General features: G+C 73.8%; 12 protein-coding genes and 2 pseudogenes. 9 read left to right on the forward strand and 5 right to left on the reverse strand.

The window, feature by feature from the left end:
* The first annotated feature begins 26 nt into the window (after positions 1-26).
* The 4 genes from dmpG to GQS52_RS25890 all read left to right on the forward strand — a co-directional run bounded on the left by dmpG (position 27) and on the right by GQS52_RS25890 (position 4,888).
* Positions 27-1,067, forward strand: coding sequence for a 4-hydroxy-2-oxovalerate aldolase (gene dmpG / locus GQS52_RS25875; RefSeq protein ID WP_182315967.1), 1,041 nt, complete (start codon positions 27-29; stop codon positions 1,065-1,067).
* Positions 1,068-1,102: 35 nt separating this feature from the next.
* Positions 1,103-2,287, forward strand: coding sequence for a hydroxylase (locus GQS52_RS25880; protein ID WP_182315968.1), 1,185 nt, complete (start codon positions 1,103-1,105; stop codon positions 2,285-2,287).
* 16 nt (positions 2,288-2,303) lie between these two features.
* A complete protein-coding gene (locus tag GQS52_RS25885) occupies positions 2,304-3,224 on the forward strand; it encodes a VOC family protein (protein ID WP_182315969.1) in 921 nt (306 codons plus the stop codon).
* Between the two features lie 440 nt (positions 3,225-3,664).
* The gene (locus GQS52_RS25890; RefSeq protein WP_259370987.1) at positions 3,665-4,888 is read left to right on the forward strand and encodes an FAD-dependent oxidoreductase; all 1,224 of its coding nucleotides are present in this window, start codon (positions 3,665-3,667) and stop codon (positions 4,886-4,888) included.
* A gap of 139 nt (positions 4,889-5,027) precedes the next feature.
* Here the strand turns inward: GQS52_RS25890 and GQS52_RS25895 are convergent, their stop codons facing one another.
* From GQS52_RS25895 to GQS52_RS25905, 3 genes are read right to left on the reverse strand one after another with little or no spacing between them, the layout of a single operon-like run.
* A complete protein-coding gene (locus GQS52_RS25895) occupies positions 5,028-5,816 on the reverse strand; it encodes an SDR family NAD(P)-dependent oxidoreductase (protein ID WP_182315970.1) in 789 nt (262 codons plus the stop codon).
* The gene (locus GQS52_RS25900; RefSeq protein WP_182315971.1) at positions 5,813-6,061 is read right to left on the reverse strand and encodes a hypothetical protein; all 249 of its coding nucleotides are present in this window, start codon (positions 6,059-6,061) and stop codon (positions 5,813-5,815) included. Before GQS52_RS25900 ends, GQS52_RS25895 begins: the two co-directional genes overlap by 4 nt.
* A gap of 29 nt (positions 6,062-6,090) precedes the next feature.
* Entirely contained in the window at positions 6,091-7,266 is a 1,176-nt protein-coding gene (locus GQS52_RS25905) for a Rieske 2Fe-2S domain-containing protein (protein ID WP_182315972.1), read from the reverse strand.
* 156 nt (positions 7,267-7,422) lie between these two features.
* Between GQS52_RS25905 and hsaA the strand changes: the two genes are divergently transcribed.
* On the forward strand, positions 7,423-8,592 hold the full coding sequence (gene hsaA / locus GQS52_RS25910) for a 3-hydroxy-9,10-secoandrosta-1,3,5(10)-triene-9,17-dione monooxygenase oxygenase subunit (protein WP_182316739.1): 1,170 nt from the start codon (positions 7,423-7,425) through the stop codon (positions 8,590-8,592).
* A gap of 189 nt (positions 8,593-8,781) precedes the next feature.
* Here hsaA and GQS52_RS25915 read toward each other — a convergent pair.
* Positions 8,782-10,233: pseudogene (locus GQS52_RS25915) on the reverse strand (FAD-binding protein); the annotation flags it as partial.
* Here GQS52_RS25915 and GQS52_RS25920 point away from each other — a divergent pair.
* Positions 10,227-11,081 carry a hypothetical protein gene (locus GQS52_RS25920; protein ID WP_259370988.1) on the forward strand — a complete coding sequence of 285 codons (855 nt, stop codon included), beginning with the start codon at positions 10,227-10,229 and terminating at the stop codon, positions 11,079-11,081. The pseudogene GQS52_RS25915 and the gene GQS52_RS25920 sit on opposite strands and share 7 nt — an antisense overlap.
* 158 nt (positions 11,082-11,239) lie before the next feature.
* Positions 11,240-12,067 (forward strand): SDR family oxidoreductase, encoded by an 828-nt coding sequence (locus GQS52_RS25925; protein ID WP_259370989.1) that lies wholly within the window; start codon positions 11,240-11,242, stop codon positions 12,065-12,067.
* A 94-nt stretch (positions 12,068-12,161) separates the two neighbouring features.
* On the opposite strand, the gene GQS52_RS25930 is transcribed toward GQS52_RS25925, so the two are convergent.
* Positions 12,162-13,088 carry a 3-oxoacyl-ACP reductase gene (locus GQS52_RS25930; RefSeq protein WP_182315973.1) on the reverse strand — a complete coding sequence of 309 codons (927 nt, stop codon included), beginning with the start codon at positions 13,086-13,088 and terminating at the stop codon, positions 12,162-12,164.
* 122 nt (positions 13,089-13,210) lie between these two features.
* Between GQS52_RS25930 and GQS52_RS25935 the strand changes: the two genes are divergently transcribed.
* On the forward strand, positions 13,211-14,368 hold the full coding sequence (locus GQS52_RS25935; protein WP_275946489.1) for a CaiB/BaiF CoA-transferase family protein: 1,158 nt from the start codon (positions 13,211-13,213) through the stop codon (positions 14,366-14,368).
* 145 nt (positions 14,369-14,513) lie between these two features.
* Positions 14,514-16,129: pseudogene (locus GQS52_RS25940) on the forward strand (acyl-CoA synthetase).
* Positions 16,130-16,135 lie beyond the last annotated feature (6 nt).

The raw sequence follows: 16,135 nt of genomic DNA on the forward strand, positions 1-16,135 counted from the left end.
GCACACCCCACCAGGGAGACCCCTCCATGCCCTACAGCGCAGACCTGGACGTCCGGGTCACCGACTCCTCGCTGCGGGACGGTTCCCACGCGAAGCAGCACCAGTTCACCGTGGAGCACGTCCGCTCGATCGTGGCCGCACTGGACGACGCCGGGGTGCCAGTCATCGAGGTGACCCACGGCGACGGCCTCGGCGGCTCCTCCTTCAACTACGGCTTCAGCCACACCCCCGAGCAGGAACTGATCAAGGCCGCGGTGGAGACCGCGAAACGGGCCAGGATCGCCTTCCTGATGCTCCCCGGGCTCGGCGTGCGCGACGACATCCGCCGGGCCGCCGACAACGGCGCGGGCATCTGCCGCATCGCCACCCACTGCACCGAGGCCGACATCTCCGTCCAGCACTTCGGGCTCGCCCGCGACCTCGGACTGGAGACCGTCGGCTTCCTGATGATGTCGCACAGCCAGCCGCCGGAGGTGCTCGCCCGGCAGGCCCGCATCATGGCCGACGCCGGCTGCCAGTGCGTCTACGTCGTCGACTCCGCCGGCGCACTGATCCTGGAGGAGACCGGCGACCGCGTCGCCGCGCTCGTCGCCGAACTCGGCGACGACGCCCAGGTGGGCTTCCACGGCCACGAGAACCTGGGCCTGGGCGTGGCCAACTCGGTGATCGCCGTGCGCGCCGGCGCCCTGCAGATCGACGGCTCCACCCGCCGCTTCGGCGCCGGCGCGGGCAACACCCCGGTCGAGGGCTTCGCCGCCGTCGCCGAGAAGCTGGGCATCCGCACCGGCATCGACACACTGAAGATCATCGACGCCGCCGAGGACGTGGTGCGCCCCGTCATGGACGGCGAGTGCCTGCTCGACCGGCTCTCGCTGACCATGGGCTACGCCGGCGTCTACTCGTCCTTCCTCAAGCACGCCGACCGGCAGGCCCGCCGCTACGGCGTCTCGGGCGCCGAGATCCTCGTCGAGGCCGGCCGCCGCCGCCTCGTCGGCGGCCAGGAGGACCAGCTCATCGAGATCGCCGTCGGCCTGGCCGAACGGAACAAGGCCGCGGCCGGCGCCTGAACGGCAGCCCGGGACCGCGAAGAGACGAGGAAGAGATGGCCGACACGGTACTGGACAGGATCAACGCCGTCGCGGACGGGATCCGCGCACAGGCACCGCACAACGAGAAGCTGGGCAGGCTCAGCGACACCGCCGCCGGACTGCTCCGCGAGGCGGGCGCCATCCGGATGCTCCAGCCGAAGAAGCACGGCGGACTGGAGGTCCACCCCCGCGAGTTCGCCGAGACCGTCATGGCGATCGCCGCCCTGGACGGCTCCACCGGATGGGTCAGCGGCGTGGTCGGCGTGCACCCCTGGGAGATGGCCTACGCCGACCCCCGGGTGCAGGAGGAGATCTGGGGCGAGGACCAGGACACCTGGATCGCCTCCCCCTACGCCCCCATGGGCATTGCCCGCCCCGTCGACGGCGGCTACGTCTTCAACGGCCGCTGGCAGTTCTCCTCCGGGACCGACCACTGCAAGTGGATCTTCCTGGGCGGCCTGCTGGGCGACGCCGACGGCAAGCCGGTCCAGCCCGTGGAGACGCTCCACCTGATCCTGCCGCGCTCCGACTACGAGATCGTCGACGGCACCTGGGACGTCGTCGGCCTGCGCGGCACCGGCAGCAAGGACGTCGTCGTCCGCGACGCCTTCGTCCCCGACCACCGGGTGATCCCGTACAACAAGGTGGTCGACGGCACCGCGGCCAAGGAGGCCGGGCTCACCAACCCCGCCTACCACCTGCCGTTCTCCGCCGCCTTCCCGCTCGGCATCACCGCCGCCGTGATCGGCATCTGCGAGGGCGGCCTGGCCCACCACGCCGAGTACCAGCGCGGCCGGGTCTCGATCACCGGCACCCAGGTGCGCAACGACCCGCACGCGATGTACGCGCTCAGCGAGGCCGCGGCCGAGATCTCCGCCTCCCGCACGGCGCTGCTGGACAACATCTGCCGGATGTACGACCTGGTGGCCGCCGGCCGCGAGGTGACCTTCGAGCAGCGCGCCGCCGGCCGCCGCATCCAGGTGCAGGCCGCCTGGCGCGCGGTCCGCGCCCTCAACGAGGTCTTCGTCCGCTCCGGCGGCAACGGGCTGCGCATGGACAACCCGCTGCAGCGCTTCTGGCGCGACGCCAACAACGGCCTGGTGCACGCCATCCACCAGCCCGGCGGGGTCTTCCAGGCCGCCGCGCTCACCCAGCTGGGCATCGACCCGCCGCAGGGCCCGATGCGCTCGATGATCTGAAACGGGAAGGGCAGAAATGACCCACATCCGCGGACTGGGATACCTCAGGGTCCAGAGCCGTCACCTGGACCGCTGGCGCGAACTGGCCGTCGACGGGCTGGGCTTCGCGACCGGATCGGGCCCCGACCCCGAGGGGCTGTACCTGCGCATGGACGAACGCCGCGCCCGGCTGGTCCTGCTGCCGGGCGACACGGACCGCGTCCTCGCGGTGGGCTGGGAAGTGCGCGACCGGTTCGCGCTCGCCGAGGTCCGCCGCGCGGTCGAGGAGTCCGGCAGGACGGTGCGGGAACTGACCGCCGAGGAGGTGCGGGAGCGGGACGTGGAGGCGGCCGTCGCCTTCGAGGACCCGGCCGGCACCCGGCTGGAGGTCTTCTTCGGCCCCGTCCTCGACCACAGCCCGGTGATCACCGGCCTCGGCCAGCGGTTCGTCACCGACGGCCTGGGCATGGGCCACGTGGTGCTGCCCACCACCCGGCCGGAGGAGACCGTCGACTTCTACACCGAGGTGCTCGGCTTCCTGCCGCGCGGCGCCATCCGGGTCGGCGGCCCGGACGCCGACCCGCCGCGGCGGGTGCGCTTCATGGGCGTCAACCGGCGGCACCACAGCCTCGCCGTCTGCCCCGCTCCGCACGGGCAGGCCCCCGGCCTGGTCCACCTGATGGTCGAGGTCGACACCCTGGACGCGGTCGGCACGGCCCTGGACAGGGTGCGCAAGCTGGACTTCTCGATCTCCTCCACGCTGGGCCGGCACACCAACGACAAGATGGTCTCCTTCTACGTCCGCGCCCCCGGCGGCTGGGACGTCGAGTACGGCACCGAGGGGATGCTCGTCGACGAGTCCACCTACACCGCCGAGGAGATCACCGCGGACAGCTACTGGGGCCACGACTGGTCGGGCTCCGAACCGCTGGCCGCATTCGTCCCGCCGAAGAAGTGACACCGAGCCGGTGACACCGCGCCAGCACCGCCGCACCCCCCCGACGCGGCGTCACCGGCACCACCGGGCCGGATCCGGGACCTCCCGGATCCGGCCCTCTTCGCGTTCCGCCCCCAGCACCGCAGCACCCCAGCCCCCAGCCCCCAGCACCCCAGGACCGCAGGAGCAAAGGAGACCTCCGATGAACCGCAACGCCCCCGCCGCCCCGCGCGCGGCCGAGCAGGTGCAGTCCTACGACCACGAGGCCGACGTCCTCGTGCTCGGTTTCGGCTGCGCGGGAGCCGCAGCCGCCCACGAGGCCGCCGCGGCCGGCGCCGAGGTGCTGCTGATCGAGAGGGCCGGCGGCCCCGGCGGCTCCTCCGCCCTGTCCGGCGGGAGATCTACCTCGGCGGCGGGACCCCGGTGCAGCGGGCCTGCGGCTTCGACGACACCCCGCCGAGATGGAGGCCTTCCTCACCGCCGCCCTGGGCCCGCACGCGGACGGGGCCAAGATCCGCCTCTACTGCGAGGGCAGCACCGAGCACTACCAGTGGCTGGTCGACCGCGGGGTCTCCTTCAACGCCTCGCTGTGGGACGCTCCCACCTGGATGCCGCTCACCGAGGACGGCCTGATGTGGCTGGGGGAGAACAGCTGGCCCTTCGACCGGATCGCCAAGCCCGCCCCCCGCGGCCACCGCCCCGGCACCTCCTCCTTCGGCGGCTGGCTGCTGATGGAGAAGCTCTCCGCCGCCGTCGTCGACGCCGGCGTCGGCGTGCACACCGACACCCTCGCGACGTCGCTGGTCGTCGACGCCGGCGGCCGGGTCGTCGGCGTCGCCGCCCGCCGCTACGGCGAGGAACTGCTGTACCGCGCCCGCCGCGGGGTGGTGGTCACCACCGGCGGCTTCGTCGACAACGAGGAGATGCTCGCCCAGCACGCCCCGCAGCTCCTCGGCCACGACAAGGTCAGCGACGGACTGGACGACGGCAGCGGCATCACGATGGCCGCCGCGGCAGGCGCCGCCACCCGCAGGATGTCCGTGGTGGAGACCGCCCTGTCGGTGGTCCCCGGCCTGATCGCCCGCGGCATGCTGGTCGACGCGCTCGGCCAACGGTTCGTCAACGAGGACACCTATCCCGGCCTGATCAGCCACGCGGCGGTGCACCGCCGGCCGGGACCGGTCTGGACGATCGTCGACGAGGAGGGCTACGAGTCGCTCGACGAGCGCGAACGCTGGGGCGTGCGGCCGCACCACGTCGCCGAAACCCTGGCCGAACTGGAGAAGGAGACCGGCATGCCGGCCGGTTCCCTGCAGGCCACCGTCGCCGCCTACAACGAGGCCGCCGAACGCGGAGAGGACCCGTACTTCCACAAGGCCGCCCGCTGGCTGCGCCCGCTGAGCCCCCCGTACGCCGCGATCGACAGCCGGATCCGCTTCCACGCCGACCGGCCGGAGCGTGCCGGCAGCACCACCGGGGTGGCCGGCTTCACCCTGGGCGGCCTGCACACCACGGTGGACGGGGAAGTCCTCGACCTGGCCGGGCAGCCGATCGAGGGCCTGTACGCGGCCGGCCGGGCCTCCTCGGGGATGCACGGCGAGAACTACATCAGCGGCACCTCGCTCGGCGACGGCACCTTCTTCGGCCGCCGGGCCGGCCGGGCCGCCGCAGCGGCCGGCCGCTGAACCGCGCACCCGGAACGGCGAGGGGGCGCCGGTGTCGCAGGACACCGGCGCCCCCTCGCCGTGTTCGATGCGTCCGGGGCGGGCCGGCCCCTCGGCCGACCCGCCCCGGACGCTTCCGCAGCGGCCTCTCAGTAGCCTCTCAGCGGCCCGTCAGCCGCCTCGAGGCGTCCGCGTTGCGCTGCACCACCCGGTCGCGGGGGAACCCGCTGCGGGACTCGGCGGTCGACTGGTTGCCGCCCGCCACGTGCACCGGGCCGTGCGGCAGGTGCTCCAGGCCCTCGGCCGCCACGTCGTCGGGCTCGGCGACCTTCAGGCCCGGCAGGTCCATCCGCAGGCCGGCCCGTTCCATCGCGGGGGTGCGGGTCACCCCCAGGACCAGTTCCAGCACGTGCACGCCGTGCGGCTTCAGCTCCAGCCACAGTCCCTCGGCGAAGATCCGGCCGAACGCCTTGGCCGCCGCGTAGATGCTCATGTTCTCGTGGCCGAGGTAGCCGGCCAGCGAGCCCACCAGCATCAGGCCGCCGCGCCCCCGGGCCTTGAGCCGGGCCCCGAAGTGCCGGGACAGCTGCAACTGGGAGGTGATGTTGAGGTCGATGACCTTCTGCACGTCCGCCGGGTCGGACTCGACGAACTCGCCGCCGTGGGTGTTGGCCCCGGCGTTGAAGATCAGCAGGCCCACGTCCAGGTCGGCGGTGGCCTGCGCGATCGTCTCCGGGGCGCCGGGGGAGAGCAGGTCCAGCGACAGGGTGCGGACCTCCACGCCCAGCGCCCTCACCTTCGCCGCGGTCTGCTCCAGGGGCCCGGGCTTGCGGGCGATCAGCACCAGGTTGATGCCGGACTGCGCGAGGAGGCGGGCGAACGAGGCGCCCACCCCCTCCGAGCCCCCGGCGACGACCGCCCACGGGCCGTAGAACTCCCGATCGATCACCGGGCTCCCTCCTCTTCCTCTTTTCCTTCCCCGTCCGGGTCGGGAACCGTGATCAGTCCGTCCAGGGCCGCCCGCCGGATCGACTCCCGCAGTGCCCCGCAGGAGCCGGCCGAGCCGCCACCGGCCCCGCGCAGCTCGGCACAGCCGGCCCGGGAGGCCGCCGTCCACTGCACGCTGGTGTGCTGCCAGCTGTACTTCTCCACCTGCACCCGGCCGCCGCACCGGCCGCACTCCAACGGCTGCATGCCGCGCTCCTCCCTGCTCCCCTCCGCGATCAGGAGGCGCCGTCGCCGGCGGCAGCGGCCGCCGAGGCCTTGCGGGCGATGTTGTCCGCCACCTCCTGCCTCCAGGCCTCCAGCGGGCGGGTGGTGTCCAGCTCGTACTCGAACCGGTCGGTCATCTGCGGGGTGACGTCGGCGACGTCCACGTAGAACTGCTCGTACCAGCGGCGCAGCTGGTAGACAGGGCCGTCCTCCTCGCACAGCAGCGGGTTCTCGATCCGGGTCTTGTTCCGCCAGATCTCGATGTCCTGCTCGAAGCCCTTGGCGATGTAGTTGCCCATGCCCTCGGCCTGGCGGTCGGCGGCCTCGCCCGGCATGTGCTGCGACTTCTTCACCACGATGCCGTACATCAGCACGAACTTGTTCTCGGTGACGGGGTAGTGGCAGTTGATCAGCACCGACTCGATGTCCATCGTGTCGTACTTGTAGACCAGGTCGTCGATCATGAACGACGGGCCGTGGTAGGCGGCCATGGACGTGTTGCCCTGCAGCTGCGGCTCGCCGTCCTCGGCCGGCGGGCGGACGTCCACCCGGGACAGGCCCTCCTGGTACTGGGTGGCGACGTGCCCCTCGAAGACGTTCTTGAAGTACGTCGGGAAGGAGTAGTGGACGTAGAAGAAGTGCGCCATGTCCACGACGTTGTCGATGATCTCGCGGCAGTTGGTGTCCACCACAACGGAGTTCCAGACCCAGTCGCTCCACTCGTCGCTCAGGCCGCCCTCGATCCGCGGGATCGCCTGCTCCGGGATCGGCGGGTTGCCCTCCGGGTCGTGCCAGACGAACAGCAGCCCGTCCTGGTCCAGCGTCGGCCAGGAGCGGGTGCGGGCCCGCGGGGGCACCCGGCGCGAGTAGGGGATGCCCGCGCAGCGGCCGTTGCCCGCCCACCTCCAGTCGTGGAACGGGCAGGCCACGTTGTTCCCCTTGACGGTGCCCTGGGAGAGGTCGCCGCCCATGTGCCGGCAGTACGCGTCCAGCACGGAGATCTCGCCGTTCTCCCCCTGGAAGACGACGAGTTTCTGGCCGAAGGCGTGGACGGGGTGCGGCTTCCCGTCCTTGAAGGACTTCGACAGGCCCAGGCAGTGCCAGCCTCGGGCGAATCGGGTGGGAACCGTCCCGGCGTCGATGATGCGGACCTCGTCCTGCTCGGACTGAGTGGTGGTCACGGCCATCCGCTCCCTTCGTGTCTCGATCGCGCACACGCTAGGGCGGGCGCACGCCCCGGCGGCCGGACAGTCCCGCTGGCCGGGACGCGCGGTGCCGGTGCCGCCGGGGCGCAACTAGGTTCGCGGCCTGCCGGGACGGAAGAACTGCAAAGGACGGCACGGATGAGCAACCAGGTCTTGGAGTCGGTGCGGGCACTGCTCCCCGCCATCGCCGAGCGGGCGGGACGGACCGACGAGTCCGGACGGGTCCCCGACGAGACGGTCCGCGACCTCGCCGCCGCGGGCGTCTTCCGGATGCTCCAGCCCGGGCGCCACGGCGGACTGGAGGGCGACCCGGTGGACTTCTTCCGGGTGGTGCGCGAGATCGCCGCGGCCTGCGCCTCCACCGGCTGGGTGGCCTCGGTGCTGGGCGTCCACCCGTGGCACGTGGGCCTCTTCGACGACCGGGCGCAGACGGAGGTGTGGGGCCGGGACCGGGACACCCGGATCTCCTCCTCCTACGCGCCCGTCGGCCGGCTCGTCCCGGACGGCGACGGCGGCCACCGGCTCTCCGGCCGGTGGCGGTTCTCCTCCGGCTGCGAGCACGCCGACTGGGCGCTGCTGGGCGCGCTGGCGGTCGGCGCCGAGGGCCGCCCGGTGGACTTCCTGACGGTGCTGGTGCCCCGCTCCGACTACCGGATCGAGCAGGTGTGGGACGTGGTCGGGCTGCGCGGCACGGCCAGCAACGACATCGTCGTCGAGGACGCGGTCGTCCCCGCCCACCGGGTGATGCGCAACTACGAGCAGGCGCAGCTGCGCGGCCCGGGCCAGAAGGCCAACACCGGGCCGCTGTACCGGCTGCCGTTCGCCGCGGTGTTCACCCACGCCATCACCGCCCCGCTGATCGGTGCCGCGGCAGGCGCCCACGACCACTACACGGGCGTCATGAGGGAGCGGGTCCGGCTCAGCCTGGGCGGCGGACGCTTCACCGAGGACCCGTACGCGCAGGTCGCGGTGGCCCGCGCGGCCTGCGAGATCGACGCCGCCGTGCTGCAGACCGAGCGCAACCTCGCCGAGCTGGCCGAGTGCGCCGCCGCGCGGGGGCCGATCCCCGTCGAACTGAGGCTGCGCACCCGCCGCGACCAGGTCCGCGCCACCGAGCGGGCCGTCGAGGCCGTCGACCTGCTGTTCAGGACGGCGGGCGGGATGTCGCTGCGCCGCGGCCACCCCCTCGAGCGGGCCTGGCGCGACGTGCACGCGGGCAGCGTGCACGTGGCCAACGACGTCGAACGGACCCTGGCGATGTACGGCCGCAACGCCTTCGGCGCGACGGTGGAGGACCACCTGGTCTGACCGCGCGCCGCGGCGCGGACTGCGACGGACGGTGACGGGCGGCGGCCCGCAGCCCCGGGGAGGGGCTGCGGGCCGCCGCCCGTCACCGTCCGGCCCGTCCGGGCTCAGGCGCCCGGTGCGGGGCCGGACGCCAGGTGGCGCACCGCCGGTACGCGAACGCGTCATCATCGCGGTGCCCAGCGGGATGCCCGGCCCCGGGTAGACGGCGCCGCTGAGCGAGGCACCGGTGTTGCCGGCCGCGTACAGCCCCTCGATCGCGGTGCCGTCCTCGCGCAGCACCCGGGCGTCGGCGTCGGTGCGCAGCCCGCCCTTGGTGCCCAGGTCGCCCGGGAGGATCCGGGCCGCGTAGTACGGCGGCTGCTCCAGCGGCTGCAGGCAGTGGTTGGGGGTGGTCGCCCGGCGGTCCGCGAAGTAGCGGTCGTAGGCGTCCTCGCCCCGGTGGAAGGCGCGGTCGGCGCCCTCGGCGGCGAAGCGGTTGAACTCCTCCACCGTCCCGGCCAGCGCCTGCCCGTCCACGCCGATCAGCTCCGCCAGTTCGGGCACCGTGTCCGCCCGGACCCACGCGCCCGACTCCAGGCAGGCCTGCGGGTCCAGGTCGGGCACGCAGACGGCGGGGAGCCGGCCGCCGTACCGGGAGTCGAAGACGAAGTGGGCCGGGACGCGGTTGCCCGGGTCGGCGTTCAGCTCCCTGCCCATCCGGTCGTAGGGCAGCGACTCGTTGGCGAACCGCCGGCCGTCGGCGCCGACGAACAGGCCGCCGCGCAGGCCGAGCACGAACGACGGCGAGCCGTCCGGCTGCGGCGACACCGGGCACCACCATGCCTGGTCCATCAGCTCGGTGGCCGCCCCGACCGCCGTCGCGGCCCGGATCGCCCCTCCGGTGTTGCTGCCGTCCGGCGCCATCGACCAGTCGGCCGAGCCGGGAACGTTCCGGGCCCGGCGCCCGGCGGCGTCGCGCTCGAAGCCGCCGGCGGCCAGCAGCACGCCGCGCCGCGCCCGCACCGCCGGCACGCCGTCGGCCGTCACCGCCCGGACGCCGACCACCCGGCCGCCGTCGACCACCAGTTCCGTCACGTCGGTGCCGGTGCGCACCTCGCCCCGGCCGGTGCGGTGCAGGGCCAGCAGCAGCCGTCCGATCAGCGCCCGTCCCGCCGACAGGACCGGGCCGTTGCCCTGCCCGGCGCGGTCGAGGTCCACCGGCGGCCGGACCAGCGCGGCCAGCTCGCCCAGCTGTTCGGCGGGCAGGTCCCGGGCGACGAGGGAGCGCCCCAGGTCCAGGCGCCCGGGGGCGTCGAAGTAGTCCGGGAACGGCTGCCAGGCGAACTCCACGTCCGGGGTCGACTCCAGCATCTCCACCACGGCGGGCGCGGTGTCGACGAAGGCGTCCTGCCGCTCGGCCGTGCCCTCGCCGAGCAGCGACCGCAGGTAGGTGCGGGCCAGCTCGGTGGAGTCGGCGACGCCCTCCCGCTCCTGCACCCGGCTGCCGGAGCCAGCAGGCCCCCGGTAGGAGGAGGTGCCGCCGACCAGGGCGGTCCGCTCCAGCACCACCGTCTCCAGCCCTTCGAGGGCGGCCGTGCAGGCGCCGGTGAGCGCCCCCGCCCCCGAGCCCACCAGTACGTCGCATTCCGCGTCCCATGTCATCGGGGTCCCGCTCACCGTGCCTCCTGTGTCGTCCGTGGGCGTGCAGGGCAGACGCAACCGCACGGAGGGGGCCCGGGGCACGTCCGGTCCCGCTCACCGGAAGGGGAACTGGCGCCCGGCGGCCCGGAGGCGGTGGGATCACCTCCCGTGCGAACGCCCCGGGCTGTGTATTGTCGAGGCGTTCCGAACCCCGAGGGAGTGAGGCAGCAGTGGCCAGAGTCGCCGAGGGCCGGGCGGCGGCCGAACCCACCTCCGCCGAGCAACGGGCCCGCTACCTGCGGATCCTGGAGGTGGCGGCGGAACTCGCCTCCGACAAGGGCCTGGAGCGGTCCAGATGCACGAGGTCGCCAAGGGCGCCGGGTCGCCATCGGGACGCTCTACCGGTACTTCCCCTCCAAGACGCACCTGTTCGTCGGCGTGATGGCCGACCAGATGGAGCGCCTGTCGGAGCGGCTGGCCAAGCGCCCAGGGCCGACCTGCGGCCCGACGAGGCCGCGTTCGCGGTCCTGCAGAAGTCCACGCACGCCCTGATGCGGCGCCCGGCCCTCGCGATGGCGATGATCTCCTCGTCCAACGCGGCCAACGCGGCCACGGTGACCGACGTCGGCCGCATCGACCGCGGGTTCCGCAAGATCCTGCTGGACGCGATGGGCCTGGAGCACCCCACCGCCCACGACATCACGCTCCTGCGGCTGCTGCTGCAACTGTGGTACGGGGTACTGCAGTCCAGCCTCAACGGCCGCATCTCCATGCCGGACGCCGAGTCCGACGTCCGGCTCGCCTGCCGGCTGCTGCTGGCCGGCCTGTCCAACGCGGCACCGGGAAGCCCCCCGCCCGCCCAGGACTGACCCGGGCCTCCCTCGTCCTCCGCGCCCGCCCCCGCCTTCCCCGTCGCCCGCTCCTCCTGTTCCTCCCGGTCACCGGGAGCGGGAGCCCCCGCACCCGGGCCCGCGGCTAGCGTGCCCGGCGACCCGGGCTCCACCGGGCACGTATCGGGAGGAGAACCATGGCACGGCGTGTGGTCGTCACCGGCTCCGCATCCGGCATCGGGAGGGCGGCGGCAGACATGCTCCGCGCCCGGGGCGACCGGGTCGTCGGAGTGGACCTGAAGGAGGCCGAGGTGTGCGCCGACCTGTCCGCCCCCGAGGGGCGGCGGGCGGCACTGGAGGCGCTGACCGCGCTGTTCGGCGACGGACTGGACGCGGTGGTCGCCTGCGCCGGGATCGCCGAGCCGGTCCCGAAGGCCGTCGGCGTCAACTACTTCGGCGTCACCGAACTGCTCACCGGGCTGCGGCCGCTGCTGGCCCGGGGCACCGATCCGCGAGCCGTGACGGTGGGCTCCATCACCGTCACCCAGCCCTTCGACGCGGAGCTGGTCGAGGCGTGCCTGGCCGGGGACGAGCCGTCGGCGCTGCGGCTGGCGCAGGGGGCGGTCGAGCGCGGCGAGCAGCGCCGGCTCTACCCCTCCTCCAAGAACGCGCTGGTCCGCTGGGTGCGCCGCACCTGCGTGGCGCCGGGCTGGGCCGACGCCGGCATTCCGCTGAACGCGGTCGGCCCCGGCACCGTCCGCACCCCGATGACCGACTGGATCTTCGCCGACCCCGCGATGAAGGCGGTCATGGACGCGGCGGTGCCGATGCCGCTCAACGGCTACGCCTCGCCCGAGGCGGTCGCCAAGGCGCTGCTGTGGCTGGCGGCCCGGACAACACCCACGTCACCGGCCAGCTGGTCTACGTGGACGGTGGCGCGGAGGCCGTGCTGCGCGGCGACGCCGCGCCGTAGCGCCGCCGCGACGGCCCCGGGACCGTCGGTCCCGGGGCCGACGGGCGGATGAACCGCGGCGGCGAACCGTAGAGCGAAAAGGGCAGACCGGGCAGGTTTTCTGCGTTTTGCCCCCGGGGTCGGCCCGGGGTCGGCCCGCCGCTTCCTCACACGGTGAGGTTCTGCACGCCGGTGGTGTCCAGTTCCGCCACGCTGTAGGCCGCGTAGTTGTGGTAGGGGTTGCGGCCCTCGAAGTACGGGGTGAGCTGCTCGTCGAGCTCCGCGGGGGTGAAGACGCCGTCGGCGGCCTCGAACTTCTTCTCCACGGTGGGGGCGGCCATCAGCGCGACCATGTCGCCGTAGACCACGAACACCTGGCCGTTGATGCCGTCCGCGGCGGGCGAGGCGAGGTAGGAGACGAAGGCGCCCACCCGCTCCGGGGCCAGGATGTCCAGCCGGCTGCCGGCCGGGTCGTCGCCGAAGACGTGCTCCGTCATCCCGGTGCGGGCGCGGGGGCAGATGGCGTTGGCCCGCACGCCGTAGCGGCTCAGGCCCTGCGCGGTGGACAGCGTCAGCGCGGTGATGCCGGCCTTGGCCGCCGCGTAGTTCGGCTGCCCGGGGGCGCCGAAGAGGAACGCCTCCGACGAGGTGTTGACGACCCGGCCGTAGACCGGGCCGCCGGCCGCCTTGGAGGCGGCCCGCCAGTGCACGGCCGCGGCGCGGGAGACGGCCGCGTGGCCCTTGAGGTGGACCCGCAGGACGTCGTCCCAGGCCTTCTCCGTCAGGTTGAACAGCATCGTGTCGCGCAGCACGCCCGCGTTGTTGACCACGATGTCCAGGCTGCCGAAGTGCTCCACGGCGGTGCCCACCAGCCGCTCGCCCAGCGACCAGTCGCCGACGTCGCCCAGGACGGCGACGGCCTCGCCGCCGGCGCCGCGGATCTCCTCCACGACCTTGTGCGCGGCCTCGCCCATGTCGTTGACGACGACCCGTGCGCCCGCGGCGGCCAGCGCCAGTGCCTCGGCCCGGCCGAGGCCGCCGCCCGCGCCCGTGACGACGGCGGCCCGCCCCTCCAGGCTGACTGTTCCACCCATGGTTCGCTCCTGAGATGTCTCGGCGGGGCCTCGGCTGCGGGCACCCGGTGGCCGCGAAACTAGTATGTATTCTAATTTTGAGCAAGGGTCGACCCGGCCCGACGCATCGTGGAGGTGGAGCCGTGGGACCACTGGCAGGACTGGCCGTCGTCGAGATGGCGGGCATCGGACCGGGGCCGTTCGCGGGGATGGTGCTCGCCGACCTCGGCGCCGACGTGGTGCGGATCGACCGGCTGACCCCCGGGTGGGGCGGCACGCCGGACCCGGCCGCCGTCCGCGCCGACGTGGTCTCCCGGGGCCGCCGCTCGGTGGCCGTGAACCTCAAGGCGCCGGAGGGGGTCGAGCTGGTCCTGGACCTGCTGGCCGGCGCGGACGCCCTGATCGAGGGCTACCGGCCCGGAGTCATGGAGCGGCTGGGACTCGGCCCCGACGTCTGCCTGGAGCGCAACCCCCGCCTGGTGTACGGCCGGATGACCGGCTGGGGGCAGGACGGGCCGCTCGCGGACCGGGCCGGGCACGACATCAACTACATCTCGCTGTCCGGTGCGCTCGGCTCCGTCGGCCGCGCGGGGGAGCCGCCCGTCCCCCCGCTGAACCTGGTCGGCGACTACGGCGGCGGCGGGCTGCTGCTGGCCTGCGGCATGGTGGCGGCGCTGCTCTCCGTCGCCCGCGGCGGCACCGGGCAGGTGGTCGACGCGGCGATGACCGACGGCTCGGCGCTGCTCATGGCGCAGTTCTACGGCATGCGCGCGGCGGGCCTGTGGGGCGGCGAGCGGGGGACCAACCTGCTGGACACCGGGGCTCCCTTCTACGACGTCTACGCCACCGCCGACGGCGGCCACGTCTCGGTCGGCCCGATCGAGCCCGCGTTCTTCGCCGAACTGCTGGACCGGCTGGGCGCGGACGGCACGGACGGCGAGGCCGCCGCCGGACAGTACGACCCGGCCGCCTGGCCGGCGCTGCGCGAGCGGCTGCGGGCCGCCTTCGCGACCCGCACCCGCGACGAGTGGGAGGAGGTCTTCGCCGGGAGCGACGCCTGCGTGGCACCGGTGCTGTCGATGGAGGAGGCGCCCGGGCATCCGCACAACGCGGCCCGGGGGACCTTCGTCACCCGCGACGGCGTCGTGCAGCCCGCCCCGGCCCCGCGCTTCTCCGCCACGCCCGCCGAGGTGCGGCTCCCCCCGCCGGTCGTCGGCCGGCACACCGACGAGGTGCTGGCCGGTGCCGGTGTCACCCCCGACCGGCTGGCAGCCCTCCGGGAGTCAGGGGTCGTCGGCTGAAGCCGCGCCCTCCCGGGCGCTCCCGGCCAGTGGGACGAAGCCTTGTGCGGCGCGGGAACGCCCTCTAATTTTCGAGCCCCGACATGAAGCCCTGCGCGGCCCCGCGCCACCTTCCGGCCGCGTCACCCTTTTGAAGGGCCCCACCATGCTCCTCAATCTCGCCCATGTCTTCGAAGCGGTATCGGCCGCCGTCCCCGACCGGACGGCCGTGGTGTGCGAGCAGGACCGCCTCACCTACGCCGAGCTCGACGCCCGGGCCAACCGGCTGGCCCACCACCTGGCCGCGGCCGGTGTCCGGCCCGGGCAGCACGTGGCCCTGCACCTGCTCAACGGCGTCGAGTTCGTCGAGGCGCTGCTCGGCTGCCTGAAGATCCGGGCGGTCCCGGTCAACGTCAACTACCGCTACACCGACCGCGAACTCGTCCACCTCTACACCGACTCCGACTCGGTGGCCCTGGTGGTGGACGAGGAGTTCGCCGCGGCGGCGGCCGGGGCGCTGGACCGCTGCCCGCTCCTGCGCCGGGTCGTGGTGGTCCGCGGCCGGGGCGGCGCCGGCGCCGCGGCGCCGGAATGGCCGTCCGGCGTCCGGGCCGCCGACTACGAGGAGGCGCTGGCCGCCGCGAGCCCGGTGGCCGACTTCGCCGGCCGCAGCAACGACGACCTGTACATCGTCTACACCGGCGGCACCACCGGAAACCCCAAGGGGGTGATGTGGCGGCACGAGGACTTCTTCTTCGCCGCGCTGGGCGGGGGCAACCCGTTCGGTGAGCCGCACCGCTCCGCCGAGGCGGTGGCGGCCGGCGCCGCCGCGATGCCGGAAATGGGCTTCCTGGTCCCGATCCCGCTGATGCACGGTGCTGCCTCCTACACCCTCTTCACAGCCCTCTTCATGGGCTTCAAGGTGGTGCTGCAGCGGCGCTTCGACCCGGTGGACTGCCTGCGGCTGGTCCAGGAGGAGAAGACGTTCACCCTCGCCGTGGTCGGCGACGCCATCGCCCGGCCGCTGGCCGACGCGATCGCAGCCCACGGGGCCGAGTACGACCTGTCCGCCCTCACCCACGTCGCCTCCGGCGGCGCGCTGTTCTCGCGGAGCGTGCGCGAGGAACTGCGGCGGCTGCTGCCGAACGTCACGCTGCGGGACGGCTTCGGCGCCTCCGAGTCCGGCGTCGACGGCTCCGTGGTGGTGGGCGAGGACGGCCGGCCGCGGCTGACCGTCGGCCCCGCCGTCCAGGTGGTCGGCCCGGATTTCAGGCCCGTGGCACCGGGGTCCGGGGAGCCCGGCTGGGTGGCCCGCCGCGGCCACGTCCCCCTGGGGTACTACAACGACGAGAGGAAGACCGCCGAGACCTTCCGCACGGTGGACGGCGTCCGCTGGGTGATGCCCGGCGACATGGCCGTCGTCGAGGAGGACGGCTCGATCGTGCTGCTGGGCCGCGGCTCGCAGTGCATCAACACCGGCGGGGAGAAGGTGTTCCCCGAGGAGGTCGAGGAGGCGCTGAAGGCGCACCCGGCCGTGCTGGACGCGCTGGTGGCCGGGGTGCCCGACCCCCGGTTCGGCCAGCGGGTCGCGGCGGTGGTCGAGCTGCGCCGGACGCGCCCGAGCCGGGGGCGGCGGATCTGCAGGCGCACTGCCGGGGCCTGATCGCCGGCTACAAGGTGCCGGCCGCGCTGACCGTGGTGCCCTCCGTGGTGCGCTCGCCGAGCGGCAAGGCCGACTACCGGTGGGCGCGAAAGGTGCTGTCCGGAGAGCAGCAGGACTGAGGGGGT

Source organism: Streptomyces sp. SCUT-3 (assembly GCF_014083985.1).
Classification (GTDB): Bacteria; Actinomycetota; Actinomycetes; order Streptomycetales; family Streptomycetaceae; genus Streptomyces_H; species Streptomyces_H thermolineatus.

Excerpts from the sequence above, each read along its gene's own strand:
- dmpG (WP_182315967.1), top strand. The coding sequence starts at position 27 with ATGCCCTACAGCGCAGACCTGGACGTCCGGGTCACCGACTCCTCGCTG.
- GQS52_RS25880 (WP_182315968.1), top strand. The coding sequence starts at position 1,103 with ATGGCCGACACGGTACTGGACAGGATCAACGCCGTCGCGGACGGGATC.
- GQS52_RS25885 (WP_182315969.1), top strand. The coding sequence starts at position 2,304 with ATGACCCACATCCGCGGACTGGGATACCTCAGGGTCCAGAGCCGTCAC.
- GQS52_RS25890 (WP_259370987.1), top strand. The coding sequence starts at position 3,665 with ATGGAGGCCTTCCTCACCGCCGCCCTGGGCCCGCACGCGGACGGGGCC.
- GQS52_RS25900 (WP_182315971.1), bottom strand. The coding sequence starts at position 6,061 with ATGCAGCCGTTGGAGTGCGGCCGGTGCGGCGGCCGGGTGCAGGTGGAG.
- GQS52_RS25905 (WP_182315972.1), bottom strand. The coding sequence starts at position 7,266 with ATGGCCGTGACCACCACTCAGTCCGAGCAGGACGAGGTCCGCATCATC.
- hsaA (WP_182316739.1), top strand. The coding sequence starts at position 7,423 with ATGAGCAACCAGGTCTTGGAGTCGGTGCGGGCACTGCTCCCCGCCATC.
- GQS52_RS25920 (WP_259370988.1), top strand. The coding sequence starts at position 10,227 with ATGTCATCGGGGTCCCGCTCACCGTGCCTCCTGTGTCGTCCGTGGGCG.
- GQS52_RS25925 (WP_259370989.1), top strand. The coding sequence starts at position 11,240 with ATGGCACGGCGTGTGGTCGTCACCGGCTCCGCATCCGGCATCGGGAGG.
- GQS52_RS25930 (WP_182315973.1), bottom strand. The coding sequence starts at position 13,088 with ATGGGTGGAACAGTCAGCCTGGAGGGGCGGGCCGCCGTCGTCACGGGC.